We start from the raw sequence: 16,027 nt of genomic DNA on the forward strand, positions 1-16,027 counted from the left end.
TCCCGGGCGGGTTGGGCACAGCCTGTCCGGGAAAGAACAGTCACCCTTTCTGAGACCATCTTGAATAAAACAAAGGAGTAACTCATGCAAAACAATCAAATACCGGCCAATGAAATGGCCAATGTGATGCAGCAGATACACGTACTGATGGCGAAATACTATCCCGGCCGGGTTTTTGACCCACATGAAATCCAACAACAGCAGCCTCGGTTTGAAGCTGTTTTTTTTTGATGAATATGCCCAAGCCTGTTTGAATTCCGCCCGTGGCAGCTACCATCTCCACGGGCTGTCATATCCTTATACCGATGCCTACTTATTGCCCTTCATCGGCTGGATGGCAGTGCACACAAACGGGCAGGCTGCAATGCCGAAAAAAAACGGCTTTGGTTCACACCGGGATTTGCCTGAGGGTTTGTGCCGGTGGCATGTGTTTGCCGGGGACAATAGATGCCCTGTGTATACCCTCGCAGATTCAATAGCAGCCTCCAATGAATTTGCCCGGCAGTGCCGGCAAAGCGGTTCACTTTTGGGTGTGACCGGTAACCCTATGCAGGCAAACAGGCACGATGAGCACTGATAATCCAAATAATCTGAATCAACATCGACATCGATTGAATCTATTCAATATCCGTATTGATAAACAAGGGGTTTCCATGTGGCGTTATGTGTTGGCCATATTCTGGCTTTGCGCTTATTTTTCAGCACCGGCAACAGCCGCTCCTTCAGGCAGCCTGAAAGACACCCGGCTTAATTGCCGGGTGGTTGGCATCAGTGATGGTGACACCATCACCTGTCTGGCTGCCGCCACACCGCACCGCATCCGCCTAGCCGGTATTGATGCGCCGGAAAGCAAACAGGCATACGGTCGGCGGGCAAAACAGGCTTTGTCACAATACATTTACCGGCGGAATGTGTATATCCGCATCAGCGATACTGACCGTTACGGCCGTTTGGTCGGTACGGTTTATCTGGATGGCAGCGACATCAACCGGCAGATGATTGCCGCCGGTTGGGCATGGGCATACCGCCGCTATGCCGGTGCCGATTATATTAACGCCGAAGCAACTGCCCGCCGTCAAAAGCGCGGTTTGTGGCAGGATGCCAATCCGGTGTACCCGCAAGACTTCCGCCACCAGCGCCCAGAATAAGCTATAATAAATTCATTCAAAAAGGAATTAAGTCATGAATACCGCTTTAAAACTTGATCCGTTGATTTCCGAATTTGAAACCGATTCTGCGGCCGCAGAGTATGACTACTGGCTCCGCGCCAAAGTCGAAAAATCAATGACCGACACCAAGCCTAACCGCTCGCATGATGAAGCAATCGCATTTGTCCGCGCAGAGCTTGAGCGTAGGAAGGTCGCGCGTGCTGGCCGTTGAGTGGAAAGATGCTGCTGTGTGGGACTTAATCTAAATCGTTGATTATATTGCCCAAAATAATCCGATTGCAGCATCTGAAATGGAGCGGTTGCTGTTTGAATCAGCAGAACGGTTATCAGAAAACCCTTACTCGAATCGTGTTGGGAAAGTACCCGGCACCCGCGAAAAAATTCCGCATCCGAACTACATTATCGTTTACCGCATAACACCGGGCAAAGTAGAAATTTTGAACGTGGTTCACAGTAGAAAAAATTACCCGAACTGACCATAAAAACCGCTGCTTCTCTCAGCGGTTTTTTATTGTGCATTGCGGTGAGCAAAAAAATAAACACAACCTTAAAACCCCTCATTCTCACAGGCAAATAACATGATTCCAACGCCCATCGCGATGGCAGCGCTAATGCAGACGCTGGCACCGCCGCAAATCGAACAACAACGGCCTCAATTTGAGGCCGCTTTTTTTACCGGTGAATGGCAAATGCCCTTGGGTGACGATGCCGAAAGCACCGCCGACCGACAATACCGGCGCCAAAGCTTGCATTACCGACTGGCCTTTGCCGGTTGGCTGGCCTGTGCGGTTGCCGGCGGCAAATTACACCCCGCGCAGGCCACGGCAGCACCATTGCCGCCCAAAAAACCTGACTGCGCCATTCGGGCGCGCGCCCTTGCTGCTGCGGGTGTGGTATACAAGCCGGCGGAATAGTATCTGTTCCGGTGCCGTTAAAGCCAAAATCATTGAGTATCCGGCAGTGCCGTATCCGCTTCATTATCCGATGCCACCACCGCTTCAATACGGGTATTCATTTCTGCCCAAAATGCATCATGCGAACCCGATTCGTCAGCGGCGGTGGCCAAATAAAAGTCATCAATATGGGTCACCAGATTTTTAAGCAATTCGGCCTTGCTGCCATCCATTTTGGCGGTGGCCAACAGTTCCAGTAGGAATAACGACAGCTTGTCCAAAAACCGGTGGGTGGCTTTCTGCTGCTGCTTCAGTTGTTCGATATCGTCGCGCACCGCTAAAAGCTGTGTCAAAAAATCAATGCCTGCCTCAGTAAATTTATCGTTTTGGCTCTTTTGGCTCATTTTATTCTCATCCCTGTTTTTATCATCAGTCATCTCATCATTCAGGAATTTATTATGACCCCATTCTTCAACCGCATCACCGTGATGGGCTTATTGGGTAAAACCCCCGAATTACGCTACCTGAACGACGGCACCGCCGCCACCAGCGTCAACATCGCCTATTCTGAAAAATACCGTGACCGCCACAACGGCGAATATGTTGAAAAAACCGAATGGTTTGTGGCACTGCTGTATGGCAATCAGGCCGAAACCGTTTGCCGGCTGATGAATGCCGGCGACGGCATCCAAGTGCACGGCAAAATGCGCTCCCGCCACTATACCGACAAAACCGGCACGCCGCGCACCACTTGGGAAATTCTGGCCGATTCGGTGCAGATGATTGCCTTACGTACCCCTAAAACAGATAACGCAGCCGCTGCTGATGTCGTGACACAACCGGCGATGCCGGGGCAGCGACCAAGCAGTTTGAGTGAATGTTTGTAAGGTGTGGCCGGCAATCATTGATATGATTAAACTTGACTTTACCGTGCACCGGTGTAATATATATCCTCAAGAGATATACATTAAGAAATGTAGATTATAAATAAGGAGATAACAATGCAGGCATCTATTTTTAAGAGCAATAAAAGCCAAGCTGTACGCCTACCGAAACAGGTCGCTTTCCCCGAAGAGGTAAAACGGGTGGAGGTAGTGGTTATTGGACGTACACGTGTGCTGATGCCTGCGGATGAGGTTTGGGATACTTGGTTTGCAGCATCCCCGGTTCCTGATGATTTTATGAGTGAACGGGCGCAGCCGGCAGCACAAGAACGGGATGCTTTGTAATGCTGAAATATATGCTGGACACTAATATCTGCATCTACACCATGAAAAATAAGCCTGAAGAAGTGCGCCAAGCCTTTAACCTGCATCACACGCAAATGTGCATCAGTTCGGTGGTGTTGATGGAATTGGTATTCGGTGCTGAAAAATCAGCACGGGCGCAAGAAGCATTTGCGGCTGTGGAAGGTTTTGCGGCTAGGATGATGGTACTGGATTTTGATGAAGCCGCCGCATACCACACCGGACAAATCCGCGCCGAACTGAAAAAGGCCGGCAAACCGATTGGTAGTTACGACTGCATGATTGCAGGACATGCCCGTAGCCGGGGTTTAATCGTGGTCAGCAATAATTTAAGGGAATTTGACTGTATTTCGGGATTAAGAACTGAAAATTGGGTGGCTGCACAATAAGATTGCAAGTTAGCTAGCCCCTGAAATCCGTACTTTATCTTTAAATACCCACCCCACCGCATCCACCCGATGCGGTTTTTTTATGGGAGTCCGCCATGAACAATAAAATCGCCCCCGCCTTACTCTTTGTGTGTTAAGTGTAAAGTTGGTGCTGCTTGAATTGTACGGCTAATTACCGTACAATTCAGATGTGATACATTACATTCATGTAGATTAAGGAAAAATAATGGCCACATTAGCCAATGCCCGTCTTGAAGCGCGGGTAAGTAAAGACATACATGCAATGCTGAAACGGGCTGCCGAGTTGGAAGGGCGTAGCTTGAGTGACTTTGTCATCAGTGCAGCGCAGGCAGCTGCACAAAAAACCATTTCCGAAACGGAAGTATTGCAGTTGTCAATACGCGATCAGCATTTATTTGCTGAGGCGTTAATACAACCGCCACAACATAATGAAGCTTTGCAGCGTGCTTTTCTGCATCATACCCAATTGCTGGCCGAATAATAATGGCCTTATCTGTTCCTGAATACCGCATTTTGCCTTTTGATACTGCTTTGGATCGTAAAGCGTTCTGCTGCGATATCGAAGTGCTTAACCATTATCTGCAAACTCAGGTTTCACAAGATATTAAGCGGCGTATAGCAGCCTGTTTTATGGTGGTAACGACACAGCAGCAGATTGCAGGTTACTATACTCTTGCTTCCACCAGTGTTGCATTGACTGATTTGCCGGAAACCATGCGCAAAAAACTGCCTCGTTATCCTTCTGTGCCGGCAGTATTGATGGGCAGGCTGGCCATTGACCGCAAGCATACGGGCAAACATTTAGGCAGCGCACTGCTGGCAGATGGTTTACTAAGAGCAGCTTCATCTGAAATTGCAGCCTATGCTTTGGTGGTTGATGCCAAAGACGATAGGGCTGTGGCGTTTTACCGTCATTTCGGATTTATTTCTTTTACAGAAAAGACAGATAAATTATTTTATCCGTTGGCCAATGTTGGCAAAGCTTGCTGAACATTCATACTACCACCCCCACCGCATCCACCCGATGCGGTTTTTTTATGGGAGTCCGCCATGAACAATAAAATCGCCCCCGCCTTACTCTTGGCCGTATCGGCAAGCCTACTGTTCGGCATCGGCGGCCTGTTTCTGGGCAGCATCGTCTTTGTCGAATGGGCAGGCCTGAAACAGGCTCAGCCTTCCTTAACCTTGCTGTATCAGTATTTCAGCCACCGCCATTTGCTGCCTGAAGCCTTACACACACCGCTGTGGGGCAGCATGGCTGTGGCCGGGGCATGTGCCTTATTGCCTTTCCCGGTGGTGCTGTTGGCTCTGCTGCTGCCACAAAAGCGCGAACTGCACGGCTCTTCCCGTTTTGCACTTAAGGCTGAAATCGCCCAAGCCGGTTTGCTGAAGCAGCAATTCAGCAGCGAAGATTATCCCGATTTACTGTTGGGCAAGGTAGACAACCGGTTTCTGCGCTGGAGCAGCAACACCTTTCTGTATCTGGCCGCACCCACCCGCTCCGGTAAAGGCGTCAGCTCGGTGATTCCGAATTGCCTGCATTATTGGGGCAGTATGGTGGTGTACGACCCCAAATTAGAAAACTTCCTTATCACCGGCGGTTTTCGTGCCAATATGCTTAAGCAGAAAGTATTTCTGTTCAATCCGTCCGGGCAGATGCCCGAGCACACCCGCAACCCCAATGCCCCGTTGGTTTCGCACCGCTGGAACCCGATGACTTACATCCGCCGCAATCCGGCCTATATGTACAAAGACATCAGCAATATGGCGCAAATCCTGATACCCCGCCCCAATAAGGGCGATGGCTCGGCGATGTTTTTTGCCGAATCGGCACAAAAGCTGTTTGTGGGTCTGGCGCTGTATATGCTCGAAACCGAACACGAGCGCGATCTGACCGATCCGGCACAAAAAACCACCTTGGCCAACCTGTTCCGCCTGACTGCGCCCGAAGGCGGCAAACCTCTGGGCGAATGGATTAAAGAAGAAATCGAACTGCGCGACCAGCAGCCGCACACCATGTTGAGCCGCAACTGCAAAACCCTGTTGTACGGTTTTGCCAACGGCAATGCCAAAACCGGTGCCGACATCCTCGCCACGCTGACCGCACCTTTGGGCGTGTTTCTGGATCCGGTGGTGGAAGCGGCCACCGGTGATGACGATTTCCACCTCGATGATGTACGCCGCCAACGCATGACCATCTACGTCGGCATCATCCCCACCGAAACCGGCACCTTTGCCCGGCTGACCAATCTGTTCTTCTCACAACTGGTCGGTGTGAACGTCCAGCAAGGGCTGCCTGAAAACAACCCCCAAGCCCTGAAATACCAATGCGCCTTACTGATGGACGAATTTACCGCCCTAGGCGTCATCCCGGCAGTACAGCACGGCGTGTCGTATATTGCCGGTTACGGCTTGCGGCTGTTGATTATTATCCAAACACCGTCACAAGTAGTTGATTTATACGGACGCGAAGCCACCCGTACCTTCTTCACCAACTTTGATTGCCAGATTGTATTTCCGCCGCGTGAAGACAACGATGCCGAGGAATACAGCAAGATGATCGGCTATGAAACTTATAAGGCCAAATCCACTTCACGTTCCAGCGGTCGCGGCAGCAGCCGCGGGCAGAACGTCAGCGATCAACGCCGTGCATTGATGCTGCCGCAGGAATTGAAACTGATGCCCAAAGGCGACTGCATCATCAACCTGATCCACACGCGGCCGATTTACGCGCAAAAGATTATCTACTGGCAGGAAGCTGTATTTATCAAGCGTGCCAATCTGGTACTGCCCGAAGTACCGGCACTGAGGGTACAGACGCATAAACGCTTAATCGGCATTACCCCGATGGCACAGTATGTGACAGATGAAACCATGCCCGAAAGCGACTGGCGCGACATGAGCAATCCGGCCGAACTGATTAAGGTCATATTCGGCAGCCTGATACGGCAGGACAGCCCTCCTGAATTTATACAGCAAGTCAGCGCATCGATTGATACCGGTCTTGGCATCAACAGTATGCCGGTGTTTCAGTCTTTGATGAAAGGGTAGCCGGTTTCTTGGTGCAGTTTTACATACTTGTTAACAGGCTGCCTGAAAAATAGAGAACCACAGAACACTATTTATGATGTGATGATTGCCGGGCTTGTCCGGTATTTTTATGGAGAAAGCAATAATGAAACCAACCACCCGAAAATCCAAACTCAAACCTTATGCCGATGAGATTTTTTCATTATGGGAACAAGGCTTACCAGAACAAAAAATCATTGAATTTTTGGCAGTTGAAAAAAACGTCAACATCAACCGGCAAATACTCAACCACTTTTTAAGAAAACACTTTGCCCAAAAGCGGATTGCACAACGCCGTCGGTTTTTATTGGGCGCCTATCTTGAGCACAAAATCGAGGATGATTCCTTACTCAGCCACTATGTGATGCAGGAATTGGCCGGATTTTTGGTGGACGAATCGGAACGCAAGCTGTTTGGCTTGCCGCAGACAGCACGGGTTGCCGATGATGATTTGCGGCCAGCGGGTCTGCACGGCATCGTAAATAAACCCCGGATAATTGAGGCCATTGTGTCGAACCTGATTGTGCCGGGCAGCCCGCCTGAGTTTGTCCGCAAAATACGTACTGTTGTGGTTAAAGCGGCTGCCGGCACACCATGACGGTGCTCATCTGAATATACTGACCGTGCTCAAAGCTTGCCATAGTGGTAACGGCACTGTGCCACCATCACCATATCATTACTGACGCGGTAAACCAGCCGGTGCTCTTTGTCGATGCGGCGTGACCAGAAATCTGACCAATTGTGTTTCAGCGGTTCAGGATCACCCAATCCGCTAAATGGCTGGCGCTGAATGTCTTTCAGCAGCATATTGATGCGTTTCAACATGCGTTTGTCGGTTTGCTGCCAATACAGATAATCGTCCCAAGCATCATCGGCCCACGCCAACATCATTCTTCCAGCATCCCGTGTTGTTGTGTTTCTCCGGCGCGAATCTGCGCCACTGCCCGGTTTAGGCGCTCGGCATTAGGGGGGCTGGCCATAAGATAGGCGGTTTCTTCGTAAGACTGAAAATCTTCCAAACTCATCACCACAGCCGGTTTGCCGTTTTGGCGGGTCACCAAAACCGGCTTGTGGTTGTCGTTGACCTTATCCAGCACTCCGGCCAATCCGGCGCGAAAAGCAGAGTAGCTCATGGTATCCATTGGCGGTTTCCTTTGATTTTACTTAATGCGTACTTATTATTGTACAGGTACGCAATTTTGTACGCAATGGTTGTTGATGGCCTGCGGCATTCCCCCGTTTCTGTTATATTGAGGAGAATTAAATGATACCTGTATATACCATGATCGCTACTCCACCCATTATGTGCCCTGAGCAATTTTATCTGCATCAATTATTGCTTAGCGGCTTTCGCGATAAAAGCCGCGTACATGAGTTTGTCAGTCGGGTTTTGGCAAATCCGGCTACTGCCATATGGGGTAGGATTACAGTGGCCTTACAACATGCTGCCGAAGGGGATAAGGAAGAAAGCACCCAAATTTTTAAATCCATATCAGCCTCAAACGGTGAGTTGTTGTTTGAATGTTATCGTATTCAGTCTTGCTTACTGTCAGGTGAGTTTGCCGAAATCAATGCGCTGTTGGAAAGTATTCCTTTCCATAAATATAGAAATGAGCCGGACGCATTGTTGTACATGATGCAAATAGCGATTACCTGTGGCCTGCTTGCTGTTGGTAGCCATATTTATCGCTTGCTGAACAATCCGGATAAGTACTTGGATGTCTATTGGGCTTTATACATACTGGATAAGAATAAAATTTCACCGTCGTTATTGGCATCGGCATTCCTGTTGGCAAAAAATCATGTGCGCCACCAATCCGGTACCACAGTGCTGAATTGTGGTTATTCTTACTGCATCGCCGATGGCGGCAGTTTCCAACTGCAAATTTACCTTGATACGCAAGATGTGGCCGTGTTGGCTGATACGGGCATTTCCTTAACGGAAAGGCTGGTTGATTTTGAATACGGGCATAAGGCAGATTTAGGCTGTGTATCGGTAGATGTCCGTGCGGGAGGATTGTAAGCATGGATGCTGGTGATTTTTTTGCTTATGCATCAAGCTGTCTTGGTGTTTCTGAAGCAGGCAATAGAACGGCAGCAAGCCGTGCGTACTATACGGTATATCATGCCTGCTTTGAGTATGCGTATGAACAATTGAGTTTTGAAATACACACCAATAGCGGATTTCATCAACAATTGATTAATTGCTATCACCGCCAACCTGAACGGGCGCTACGTACTATTGGTGGGCTACTGAAGTTAAGCAAAGAAATCAGAGTGCAGGCAGACTATAATTTGGATGCACCGTTTAAACGTATTGAAGCCGAAAAAAACATGCGTTACTGCGTTCAGATATTGAATGAGTTAAAAATATTGAAAAAAAAAGATAAAACAGTAAGGTTATTTGCAACTTAACACCAACGCCGGGCAGCTTGCCCGGCATTTTTTATGGACAAGCAAAATGCAGAACAACATCCTTAACTTTATCCGCCGTAAACACAATCCGGCCACCCATATCGACAACGACCTACTGATGCAGCGCCTGCACCGGCAGTGCGGTATCGAATTGCTGTACAAAGACGGTGATGATGCCGTGGTGTCTACCGGTGGCGAAACCTACCGGGTGCCTTATGAGGCATTTTTGCAAGTGGTGGCCGGGTATCTTCCAGCGGGTCCGGGTATCGGCCGACGGTTTACCGAACGATGGCAAGACGAGATTCGGTTCATCATCGACAACGTATTTTCCTTGATTGCCAACGCAGTGCGGGTATTCCCGTTGGTTTTATGTGCGTGCCTGCTGTTGGTGGCGATGCAGGGAAACGGATATTGGCAGGAACTGCTCAATAGTCTGCAAAATGCAGATGTATTTATCAATTTTATGTGGTTCATATTGTCGATTTCCTTGTTGGTTTCATCGTTCAATATGGCCGGCCGCCTCATCTTCGGGTGGACGCCGCACACCGGTTATGCCGTTCTGGGTTCCGTTCGAGGGGGCATCACCCGCCGCCAATCCATTCTGAATTGGTTGGCCGCTGAATCGGCCCCACAAAACCAGCCTGCACCCTAACCGGCTTATCTGCACGCCAAACCTGAAATTTCTGCTGTTTAAACCTTTGTCGCCGCCCCAATCCGGGCGGTGTTTTTATTTTGGAGCCTTCCATGAGCGATATAGATGAAATCCACAGCGCCATCAACCATGTCGATCCGCACGAGCGTGAGATGTGGCTTAAAATCGGTGCGGCATTAAAAGATGAATTGGGTGAAGATGGTTTTGCCATTTGGGATCGCTGGTCGCAGCAATCTGAAAACTACCAGCCTCGGGCTGCACGCGATGTCTGGAAAAGCCTAAAACCCGGCTTTGTCCGCATCAATTCGCTGTTTCATGAAGCGCGCCAAAATGGCTACGCACCCAGCAAACCTTATGTACCGCCCAGCACCGCCGAACAGGCGCGCCGGGCTGCCGAAGCAGCGCAGCGGCGTATGGAAGAGCAGCGCACTACCGAAGCGGCGCAGGCCAAAGCCAAACAGACTGCACAGCGTTTGTGGGGGCGCAACGGTGCCGCCCATGGCAACCATCCGTATTTGCTGGCCAAAGGCATTACTGCTGCCGAAATTATCAGCCAAATCAAACAGAGCCATTATCAAGGACAACACAATCTGCTGATTCCGGTGCTGCAAAACAATGAAATCGTATCAATGCAGTTTATTGGCCCGGACGGTGGCAAACGCTTTTTGGCCGGTGGTGCCCTGCGCGGCAGCCATACTTTTGTCGGTGACCCCGGGCAAATGGCCGATGGCGTGGTGCTGGCCGAAGGCTTTGCCACCGCTGCCAGTATTTACCAAGCCACAGGCTTGCCGGTGGTGGTGACCTTCAATGCCGGCAACTTGCCCGTTGTCGCTGCAAGATTGGCACAAACCCTGCCTGCCGATATTGCTGTAACCATTGCCGCCGACAACGATGTCAGCGGCACCGGTATCCAAAAAGCGCAAGAAGCGGCTGCATTTTTGGGTGAGCGCGCCCGCGTGGTGATGCCGCAATTCAGTACCGAACAGATTGAGCGTTACCAAGCCGAACATGGCCGCGTTGATGCCGATGGCAAAATCCGCCTGCCTTCGGATTTTAACGATTTGCAGCAACTGGCCGGTGCCGCTGCCGTACAGGCACAAATGGCACCGGAGCAGACGGTGGCACAACAGAATGAGCCGCAACCGTCATTTGCCCAACAATTGGCAGAATTAAGGCTGCCTGAAGATATGGTTATCCACACCGAAACCCTGTCCGGCGGGCGGGAAATTGCCCGGGTTACGTTGGCGGGATTCGATGATGAAGTGATGATTGATAAGCTGGATACCGGCACGGTTCAAGCGGATGGCGGTTATTTGGCGCATTTTCGCGGGCAGCAGCTGATGCTGTCGCATCTGCCTAACTTGATGATGGAAATGACGGCACGGCTGCGTTCGGTCCAGGCTTGGGAAGCGGAACCGCAACAGCCTGAAGTCGAGGCTGATGCCGAAGCGGCTTGGCCAAAATCCGAACGCAGTGCTTGGGGTGATTTCCCGCCGGTACTGCGCAATGGTGATTTGGGTGCCTTGAAAGCAGAACCGGAATATCAGGCAGCCAAAAGTGGGGATATTGTTCAGGCAGCCATTTTGGTTGAAAGATTGGTCAACGATGATACGGTTCGGCAAGTGCAGAATTTATTGAGTGGGCGCGAGCCTGCTATTGTTCCGGTTTATGCCGTTGAAGCCGCCGGACAAAATCAGATTCCGTTGGCCATGGCGCATGAATTTGCCCGCCGTTTGGACTTGCCGGTAGATACGGCCATCCAACAGGCCAATAAAGTCAGCCGTACCGGTGCCGGTATTGACCACCGGCTGGCTCTCCAACCGGCCTTCACCGGCAATGTCGAGCCGGGGCGTGAATACCTGATTATGGACGACACCTTATCGGTGGGCAGCACCATTGCCGCCTTGAAAGGCCATATTGAAAACCGGGGCGGCAAAGTGATTGGTGCGGCGGTGATGACCGCACACGAAGGCGCATTGAATATTGTGATTAAACCCTCTATGATGGACGCCATCCAGCAGAAGCATGGCGACCGCATGGATCATTACTGGAAAGAGGAATTTGGTTATGGAATCGACAAACTCACTCAAGGCGAAGCCGGACACCTCCGCAAAGCCCCGGATGTTGAGCACATCCGAGATCGAATCGCTGCGGCACGAAATGCAGCAGAACTTGGCATGGCTGCAACAGAATTATCCTTACCCAAAGGGGAGCCGGTTCGGGCAAACCCGTCAGAAATAAACCCCCAAGAGGCCGCCCATCAGGCGGCCTTAGTGTTTCCCGAACCGCCAGTCGTACCTCAGCCACCCACCGATTCACCCCAACAAGCCGCCGATAAGGCGGCTTTGTTACATCCGGAACCAGCCAATATGAGCGCTACCGAAATTACCGATACTGGCAACAGTATTGAATACGACGACACCCGCCGCCAAGATTTACCGCCGTTTCAGGCAGCCCCGGAAACCGCATCGGTACCACCTGTTGAACCCACGGCTGCATCTGCCACGCCCACAACGCAAACAGCCGTCCGTTACCACGAATCGCTGTTCCGCCATTTCGAGCTCGACGATGCCGACAGCCGCAACGCCTATGCCACTGCGGTTGATGCCCAAATGGCGGCTGATGAGCGCGGTATGGAGCGCTATATCGGCCAAACGCTGGATGGCGAGCGGGTTGCGTTCCATAAGTCCGCTGCCGGTTGGGAAACGCCGGTGGTCGAGCCGGTACAAGCACAAGCAGCCGCACCGGCCGACCGGACGGCCGACACCTCTACCGCTGCGGATTACGCCGAACAGCCTGATGCACCGTCACCGCCGTATGAGCGTACCGCCGCCCCGGTTACCGACCTGAAATACAAGGCACCGCCGGACGGCATTGCCCACCGCTATATCTGTGCCAACGGCCGATACCTTGCCGCTGAAAACGGCACCACGGTGATGTTTACCGACAGCGGCAAAAAAATCAGCACCGCCAAAACCGATGCGCAAACCGTTAAAGACATGCTGGAAGTGGCCAAAGCTAAAGGCTGGGACAGCATCAAACTTTCAGGCAGCAAGGAATTTAAAAGCATGATGTATGTGGCGGCGGAAAGCCAGGGCATCCGCACCCGTGGCTATACCCCCACGCCCGCCGATCTCGCTCTGGTTGAAAAACTGCGCACCGAGCAATCGTTGAACAGCATTGAGGCGGCAATGCCGCCGCCGGTGCACACCACCGCGCCCACCGCGGCACCGGTACAACCGACAACAGCGGCTGCCCAAGCGGCTAAGCCCACCGCAGAAGCCACCATCACAGCCCAAACGGATGCCCCAGTTGCCGTTGCCGGTGAACGCATTCTTGCTCACGGTGCCGCCCCATATCAAAACCAGCCCGACAAGCAAATGAGCTACTTTGTACGGTTGGAAGCAAACGGACGCGAGCGCACGGTGTGGGGTGCCGGTTTGCCGGATGCCTTGCGCCAATCCGGCGCCGATGTGGGCGACCGCATTGAATTGCACAATCTGGGCAAACAGCCGGTGGAAATCGAAGTGCCTGCGCACAACAGCGACGGCAAAGTGGTGGGGCATGAGCAGAAATCGGTTACACGCAATGTGTGGCAAATGGATGTGGTCACGCCTCAGACCGCCATGCGCCCGCAAGCCGCTCCGGCTGCCGAAGCCGACAAAAGCCGCGAGCCAAGTGCCGATACTGTAGCGGAACAGCCGGATCGAGCAGCCTTGTCGGCGGCCGACCGCATGGTGGCGCAAAGCCAGTTGCCGGATGCCGGACAAGTGAATGTTTCCGTGCGTGCCGACAATGACATCGATATACCGTTACAGTCGATTGGCGACAACAGCGTGCCTGCGGGTGTAGCCAAATCCGCCGGCGAGCTTAAAACCGCCGCACTGGATGTCTCGTTTCAGGCAGCCAAAGACAACTACATGGCCAAAGCAGAAAAACTCAGCAAAACTGCCAAGGCCAAATTGGCGTTTTACGAGCGCAACACCTTGGATGTGATTCGCGATGTGCAAGGCGATACCCGCACCGAGGCCTTGCGTAATTTTTATGAAAACACCGCCCAACGTATGCGCGGCAGTAAGCTGGATTTGCCGCACCCGATGCAAATTCCGTCACCCGGGCAGACACAGACAACGGCGCATGATGCCGGGCGCAACAGCTTGGTTCAGCCAACGGCAGCGCAGTCGCAACGCGGGCAGCAGGAACAACAGGATGAACCGGAAGTGGATCGTTAATCAAGCTAATAAATAATTTACTCACAGGAATGGTGATAGCAATAACCCGGCGGGATTGCAGCGTGCAATTGTCTGCAACCACGGTGTGACGGCTTGATCGCTACGGTCCAACCCAGCGCCCCGGCTTTGTGCCGGGGCTTTTTTATGGATGAACGACATGATGGATACGGATAATAAACAGGTGTCGCAACGCTTTGATCCGCAGCAAAACGACATTCGCTACAGCCATGCGCCTGCTGCTGCCGGCCACAGTCAAGAGATTTATGATACAGCCAAAGCGGCAGGGCAAACAGAATTAACCTATCTGCAATGGCAGCAAGTGCGCACACCAGAATTCAAAGCGTGGTTTGGTGATTGGGAAAATGATCCCGCCAACGCATCAAAAGTGATTAACCAAAACACCGGCGAGCCGCTGGTGATGTACCACACAAGCGGGTGGAATCCTTTGGCAGAACAGCCCGGAAAAGCCGTGTTCAGACAAGGAACCAACGGCGGCTTGAGTGGCGATGGGATTTATTTTTCTGAATACCCGCTGGGTCAGTTTGGTTCGCATGTTACCGAAGTGTTTTTGAATATCAGAAATCCTTTAAACCGTGAAACAACGAAAGATGAAAAATACGATGCGGCGTATGAGAACCTCCATTTGGAGGAAGCCGCAGAGTGCTTTTTTATGCGTGGTTTTTTGAAAAAAGATGCCCTGAAACTATTTCCGGAGTTTGACGGAGTGCATAACCGTTCTGAATCGGTTGTCGTACATCCCGAGCAAATCAAATCGGCCACCGACAATATAGGCCGGTTTGCGCCCAATGAGGCGGATATCCGCTACCGGCTATCACCCGAACACGAAATCGGTGCTGCCGCAGTAGCGGGTGCTACGCCGAACACAGAACAGCAACAAACTGACCCGGCCACTGCCATCCGCGCACAGTTGGAACAGGTATTGGGCGACAAAGCCGTATTGGTGAACGTGGTTGATGCAGCGCAACAGCCGCCGCATCAGGCCATGAGGCTGATTTCAGGCAGCGTTGAAGGCTGGTTTGATGGCCGCAGCGGCCAAATCAACTTGGTGGCCGCTACGGTAACGCCGGAACGGGCGGCATGGGTGGCTTGGCATGAACTTGGCCATCGTGGTGTGGCTTTGGCGCATTTCGATGATTATCGGGCGGTGATGCAGGATGCCGACCAAAACAGCACCGTGCGCGCACTGGCCGATGCGGTGCAGCAGGAACGCCGGCAATACCGTTTCGACCCGGCAGCCGACAAGCGTGAAGTGGCGGTGGAAGAAGCCTTGGTTGAACTGTATGCGGCGCAAAAAACCGGTAACTACGCTGCTTTGGAAACCCGTTACGGCGTCAAAGTGCCTGCGGCGGTGAAACCGGGCATTGCCGGCACGTTGCAGCGTGTGGCAGAAAAACTGAGTACGGTTTTAAACCAAGTATTTGGCCGCCAGCCGCACAATGCCTTCGGTCATGCCGAAGTATTCGGTTTGCTGCACGTGATTGACCGCCACAGCGGTAAAAATGCCGACCCCGACCGCCTGAATACGGGTGTCCGTTACAGCCAAGCGCCATCCGCACCATCTTCGTCATCTTCAACGGCGACCGAACCCGACCATGCCGCCCAGCGGCTGGCGCGTGCCAAAGACAATTACCACAGCCAAAGCTATTTGCTGACGAACGCTGAGCGACAACACCGCGCTGTGTTGGAATACGGTATGGAAAAACTCACTGCCGCCATGCCGCCGGCCTTAAAAGCCGAAGCTCAGGCCAACTTTTATGAAAACCAAGTCCGCCAAACTGCCAACCTGATGGACGTGCCTATGGGTTTCAGGCTGCCTGAAACCTCGGTTATATCATCAGTTTCGCCCATGACATCGGCTCAGGCATCGGCAGCAGCCAATATCGATAATCAATCTGACCACGAAATTGACCGTTAAGGCT

21 protein-coding genes are annotated in these 16,027 nt (G+C 52.0%); 18 read left to right on the top strand and 3 right to left on the bottom strand.

What is annotated here, in order from left to right; genetic code table 11:
* Nucleotides 1-84: 84 nt before the first annotated feature.
* The 6 genes from JQU52_RS05525 to JQU52_RS05545 all read left to right on the top strand — a co-directional run bounded on the left by JQU52_RS05525 (nt 85) and on the right by JQU52_RS05545 (nt 2,083).
* Entirely contained in the window at nt 85-231 is a 147-nt protein-coding gene (locus tag JQU52_RS05525) for a hypothetical protein (RefSeq protein ID WP_230340138.1), read from the top strand.
* Nucleotides 185-577: a hypothetical protein gene (locus JQU52_RS05530; protein ID WP_230340139.1), complete on the top strand. Its 393-nt coding sequence runs from the start codon at nt 185-187 to the stop codon at nt 575-577. The genes JQU52_RS05525 and JQU52_RS05530 overlap by 47 nt, the downstream gene beginning before the upstream one ends.
* A gap of 76 nt (nt 578-653) precedes the next feature.
* Nucleotides 654-1,148, top strand: coding sequence for a thermonuclease family protein (locus JQU52_RS05535; RefSeq protein ID WP_230340140.1), 495 nt, complete (start codon nt 654-656; stop codon nt 1,146-1,148).
* Nucleotides 1,149-1,182: 34 nt separating this feature from the next.
* Nucleotides 1,183-1,380 (top strand): type II toxin-antitoxin system RelB family antitoxin, encoded by a 198-nt coding sequence (gene relB / locus JQU52_RS05540; RefSeq protein WP_230340141.1) that lies wholly within the window; start codon nt 1,183-1,185, stop codon nt 1,378-1,380.
* 46 nt (nt 1,381-1,426) lie between these two features.
* Nucleotides 1,427-1,645, top strand: a complete 219-nt coding sequence (locus JQU52_RS14850) for a type II toxin-antitoxin system RelE/ParE family toxin (RefSeq protein WP_379061289.1) — start codon at nt 1,427-1,429, stop codon at nt 1,643-1,645.
* A gap of 102 nt (nt 1,646-1,747) precedes the next feature.
* Nucleotides 1,748-2,083 (top strand): hypothetical protein, encoded by a 336-nt coding sequence (locus JQU52_RS05545; RefSeq protein ID WP_230340142.1) that lies wholly within the window; start codon nt 1,748-1,750, stop codon nt 2,081-2,083.
* A 29-nt stretch (nt 2,084-2,112) separates the two neighbouring features.
* Here the strand turns inward: JQU52_RS05545 and JQU52_RS05550 are convergent, their stop codons facing one another.
* A complete protein-coding gene (locus tag JQU52_RS05550) occupies nt 2,113-2,466 on the bottom strand; it encodes a hypothetical protein (protein ID WP_230340143.1) in 354 nt (117 codons plus the stop codon).
* 54 nt (nt 2,467-2,520) lie between these two features.
* Here JQU52_RS05550 and JQU52_RS05555 point away from each other — a divergent pair, with 54 nt between their 5' ends.
* The 7 genes from JQU52_RS05555 to JQU52_RS05585 all read left to right on the top strand — a co-directional run bounded on the left by JQU52_RS05555 (nt 2,521) and on the right by JQU52_RS05585 (nt 7,386).
* Complete coding sequence (locus tag JQU52_RS05555) at nt 2,521-2,949, top strand: single-stranded DNA-binding protein (RefSeq protein WP_230340144.1); 429 nt, start codon at nt 2,521-2,523, stop codon at nt 2,947-2,949.
* 114 nt (nt 2,950-3,063) lie between these two features.
* Entirely contained in the window at nt 3,064-3,291 is a 228-nt protein-coding gene (gene vapB / locus JQU52_RS05560; protein ID WP_230340145.1) for a type II toxin-antitoxin system VapB family antitoxin, read from the top strand.
* An 11-nt stretch (nt 3,292-3,302) separates the two neighbouring features.
* Nucleotides 3,303-3,698: a type II toxin-antitoxin system tRNA(fMet)-specific endonuclease VapC gene (gene vapC / locus JQU52_RS05565; RefSeq protein ID WP_328301398.1), complete on the top strand. Its 396-nt coding sequence runs from the start codon at nt 3,303-3,305 to the stop codon at nt 3,696-3,698.
* Nucleotides 3,699-3,924: 226 nt separating this feature from the next.
* A complete protein-coding gene (locus JQU52_RS05570; protein WP_230340147.1) occupies nt 3,925-4,200 on the top strand; it encodes a type II toxin-antitoxin system TacA family antitoxin in 276 nt (91 codons plus the stop codon).
* A gap of 2 nt (nt 4,201-4,202) precedes the next feature.
* Nucleotides 4,203-4,709, top strand: coding sequence for a GNAT family N-acetyltransferase (locus tag JQU52_RS05575; RefSeq protein ID WP_230340148.1), 507 nt, complete (start codon nt 4,203-4,205; stop codon nt 4,707-4,709).
* 60 nt (nt 4,710-4,769) lie between these two features.
* Nucleotides 4,770-6,770 (top strand): type IV secretory system conjugative DNA transfer family protein, encoded by a 2,001-nt coding sequence (locus tag JQU52_RS05580; protein ID WP_230340149.1) that lies wholly within the window; start codon nt 4,770-4,772, stop codon nt 6,768-6,770.
* Nucleotides 6,771-6,864: 94 nt separating this feature from the next.
* On the top strand, nt 6,865-7,386 hold the full coding sequence (locus JQU52_RS05585; RefSeq protein ID WP_230340150.1) for a hypothetical protein: 522 nt from the start codon (nt 6,865-6,867) through the stop codon (nt 7,384-7,386).
* 29 nt (nt 7,387-7,415) lie between these two features.
* Here the strand turns inward: JQU52_RS05585 and JQU52_RS05590 are convergent, their stop codons facing one another.
* Both JQU52_RS05590 and JQU52_RS05595 read right to left on the bottom strand, forming a co-directional pair.
* Nucleotides 7,416-7,679 (bottom strand): Txe/YoeB family addiction module toxin, encoded by a 264-nt coding sequence (locus JQU52_RS05590; RefSeq protein ID WP_230340151.1) that lies wholly within the window; start codon nt 7,677-7,679, stop codon nt 7,416-7,418.
* Nucleotides 7,676-7,930: a type II toxin-antitoxin system Phd/YefM family antitoxin gene (locus JQU52_RS05595; protein ID WP_230340152.1), complete on the bottom strand. Its 255-nt coding sequence runs from the start codon at nt 7,928-7,930 to the stop codon at nt 7,676-7,678. Before JQU52_RS05595 ends, JQU52_RS05590 begins: the two co-directional genes overlap by 4 nt.
* A gap of 122 nt (nt 7,931-8,052) precedes the next feature.
* On the opposite strand from JQU52_RS05595, the gene JQU52_RS05600 reads away from it, so the two are divergent.
* The 5 genes from JQU52_RS05600 to JQU52_RS05620 all read left to right on the top strand — a co-directional run bounded on the left by JQU52_RS05600 (nt 8,053) and on the right by JQU52_RS05620 (nt 16,023).
* Complete coding sequence (locus tag JQU52_RS05600) at nt 8,053-8,811, top strand: cyclin family protein (protein WP_230340153.1); 759 nt, start codon at nt 8,053-8,055, stop codon at nt 8,809-8,811.
* Between the two features lie 2 nt (nt 8,812-8,813).
* Nucleotides 8,814-9,203, top strand: a complete 390-nt coding sequence (locus JQU52_RS05605) for a hypothetical protein (protein ID WP_230340154.1) — start codon at nt 8,814-8,816, stop codon at nt 9,201-9,203.
* A 46-nt stretch (nt 9,204-9,249) separates the two neighbouring features.
* Nucleotides 9,250-9,855 carry a hypothetical protein gene (locus tag JQU52_RS05610; RefSeq protein ID WP_230340155.1) on the top strand — a complete coding sequence of 202 codons (606 nt, stop codon included), beginning with the start codon at nt 9,250-9,252 and terminating at the stop codon, nt 9,853-9,855.
* Between the two features lie 92 nt (nt 9,856-9,947).
* Complete coding sequence (locus JQU52_RS05615) at nt 9,948-14,087, top strand: LPD7 domain-containing protein (RefSeq protein ID WP_230340156.1); 4,140 nt, start codon at nt 9,948-9,950, stop codon at nt 14,085-14,087.
* Nucleotides 14,088-14,244: 157 nt separating this feature from the next.
* The gene (locus JQU52_RS05620; protein WP_230340157.1) at nt 14,245-16,023 is read left to right on the top strand and encodes an ADP-ribosyltransferase-containing protein; all 1,779 of its coding nucleotides are present in this window, start codon (nt 14,245-14,247) and stop codon (nt 16,021-16,023) included.
* Nucleotides 16,024-16,027 lie beyond the last annotated feature (4 nt).

It is taken from the genome of Paralysiella testudinis (genome assembly GCF_016894345.1).
In the GTDB taxonomy this organism is placed as follows: domain Bacteria; phylum Pseudomonadota; class Gammaproteobacteria; order Burkholderiales; family Neisseriaceae; genus Paralysiella; species Paralysiella testudinis.

What these genes read in the sequence shown, in the direction of transcription:
- JQU52_RS05525 (WP_230340138.1), top strand. Translation starts at nt 85, where the DNA reads ATGCAAAACAATCAAATACCGGCCAATGAAATGGCCAATGTGATGCAG.
- JQU52_RS05530 (WP_230340139.1), top strand. Translation starts at nt 185, where the DNA reads ATGAAATCCAACAACAGCAGCCTCGGTTTGAAGCTGTTTTTTTTTGAT.
- JQU52_RS05535 (WP_230340140.1), top strand. Translation starts at nt 654, where the DNA reads ATGTGGCGTTATGTGTTGGCCATATTCTGGCTTTGCGCTTATTTTTCA.
- relB (WP_230340141.1), top strand. Translation starts at nt 1,183, where the DNA reads ATGAATACCGCTTTAAAACTTGATCCGTTGATTTCCGAATTTGAAACC.
- JQU52_RS05545 (WP_230340142.1), top strand. Translation starts at nt 1,748, where the DNA reads ATGATTCCAACGCCCATCGCGATGGCAGCGCTAATGCAGACGCTGGCA.
- JQU52_RS05550 (WP_230340143.1), bottom strand. Translation starts at nt 2,466, where the DNA reads ATGAGCCAAAAGAGCCAAAACGATAAATTTACTGAGGCAGGCATTGAT.
- JQU52_RS05555 (WP_230340144.1), top strand. Translation starts at nt 2,521, where the DNA reads ATGACCCCATTCTTCAACCGCATCACCGTGATGGGCTTATTGGGTAAA.
- vapB (WP_230340145.1), top strand. Translation starts at nt 3,064, where the DNA reads ATGCAGGCATCTATTTTTAAGAGCAATAAAAGCCAAGCTGTACGCCTA.
- vapC (WP_328301398.1), top strand. Translation starts at nt 3,303, where the DNA reads ATGCTGGACACTAATATCTGCATCTACACCATGAAAAATAAGCCTGAA.
- JQU52_RS05570 (WP_230340147.1), top strand. Translation starts at nt 3,925, where the DNA reads ATGGCCACATTAGCCAATGCCCGTCTTGAAGCGCGGGTAAGTAAAGAC.
- JQU52_RS05575 (WP_230340148.1), top strand. Translation starts at nt 4,203, where the DNA reads ATGGCCTTATCTGTTCCTGAATACCGCATTTTGCCTTTTGATACTGCT.
- JQU52_RS05580 (WP_230340149.1), top strand. Translation starts at nt 4,770, where the DNA reads ATGAACAATAAAATCGCCCCCGCCTTACTCTTGGCCGTATCGGCAAGC.
- JQU52_RS05590 (WP_230340151.1), bottom strand. Translation starts at nt 7,679, where the DNA reads ATGATGTTGGCGTGGGCCGATGATGCTTGGGACGATTATCTGTATTGG.
- JQU52_RS05595 (WP_230340152.1), bottom strand. Translation starts at nt 7,930, where the DNA reads ATGGATACCATGAGCTACTCTGCTTTTCGCGCCGGATTGGCCGGAGTG.
- JQU52_RS05600 (WP_230340153.1), top strand. Translation starts at nt 8,053, where the DNA reads ATGATACCTGTATATACCATGATCGCTACTCCACCCATTATGTGCCCT.
- JQU52_RS05605 (WP_230340154.1), top strand. Translation starts at nt 8,814, where the DNA reads ATGGATGCTGGTGATTTTTTTGCTTATGCATCAAGCTGTCTTGGTGTT.
- JQU52_RS05610 (WP_230340155.1), top strand. Translation starts at nt 9,250, where the DNA reads ATGCAGAACAACATCCTTAACTTTATCCGCCGTAAACACAATCCGGCC.
- JQU52_RS05615 (WP_230340156.1), top strand. Translation starts at nt 9,948, where the DNA reads ATGAGCGATATAGATGAAATCCACAGCGCCATCAACCATGTCGATCCG.
- JQU52_RS05620 (WP_230340157.1), top strand. Translation starts at nt 14,245, where the DNA reads ATGATGGATACGGATAATAAACAGGTGTCGCAACGCTTTGATCCGCAG.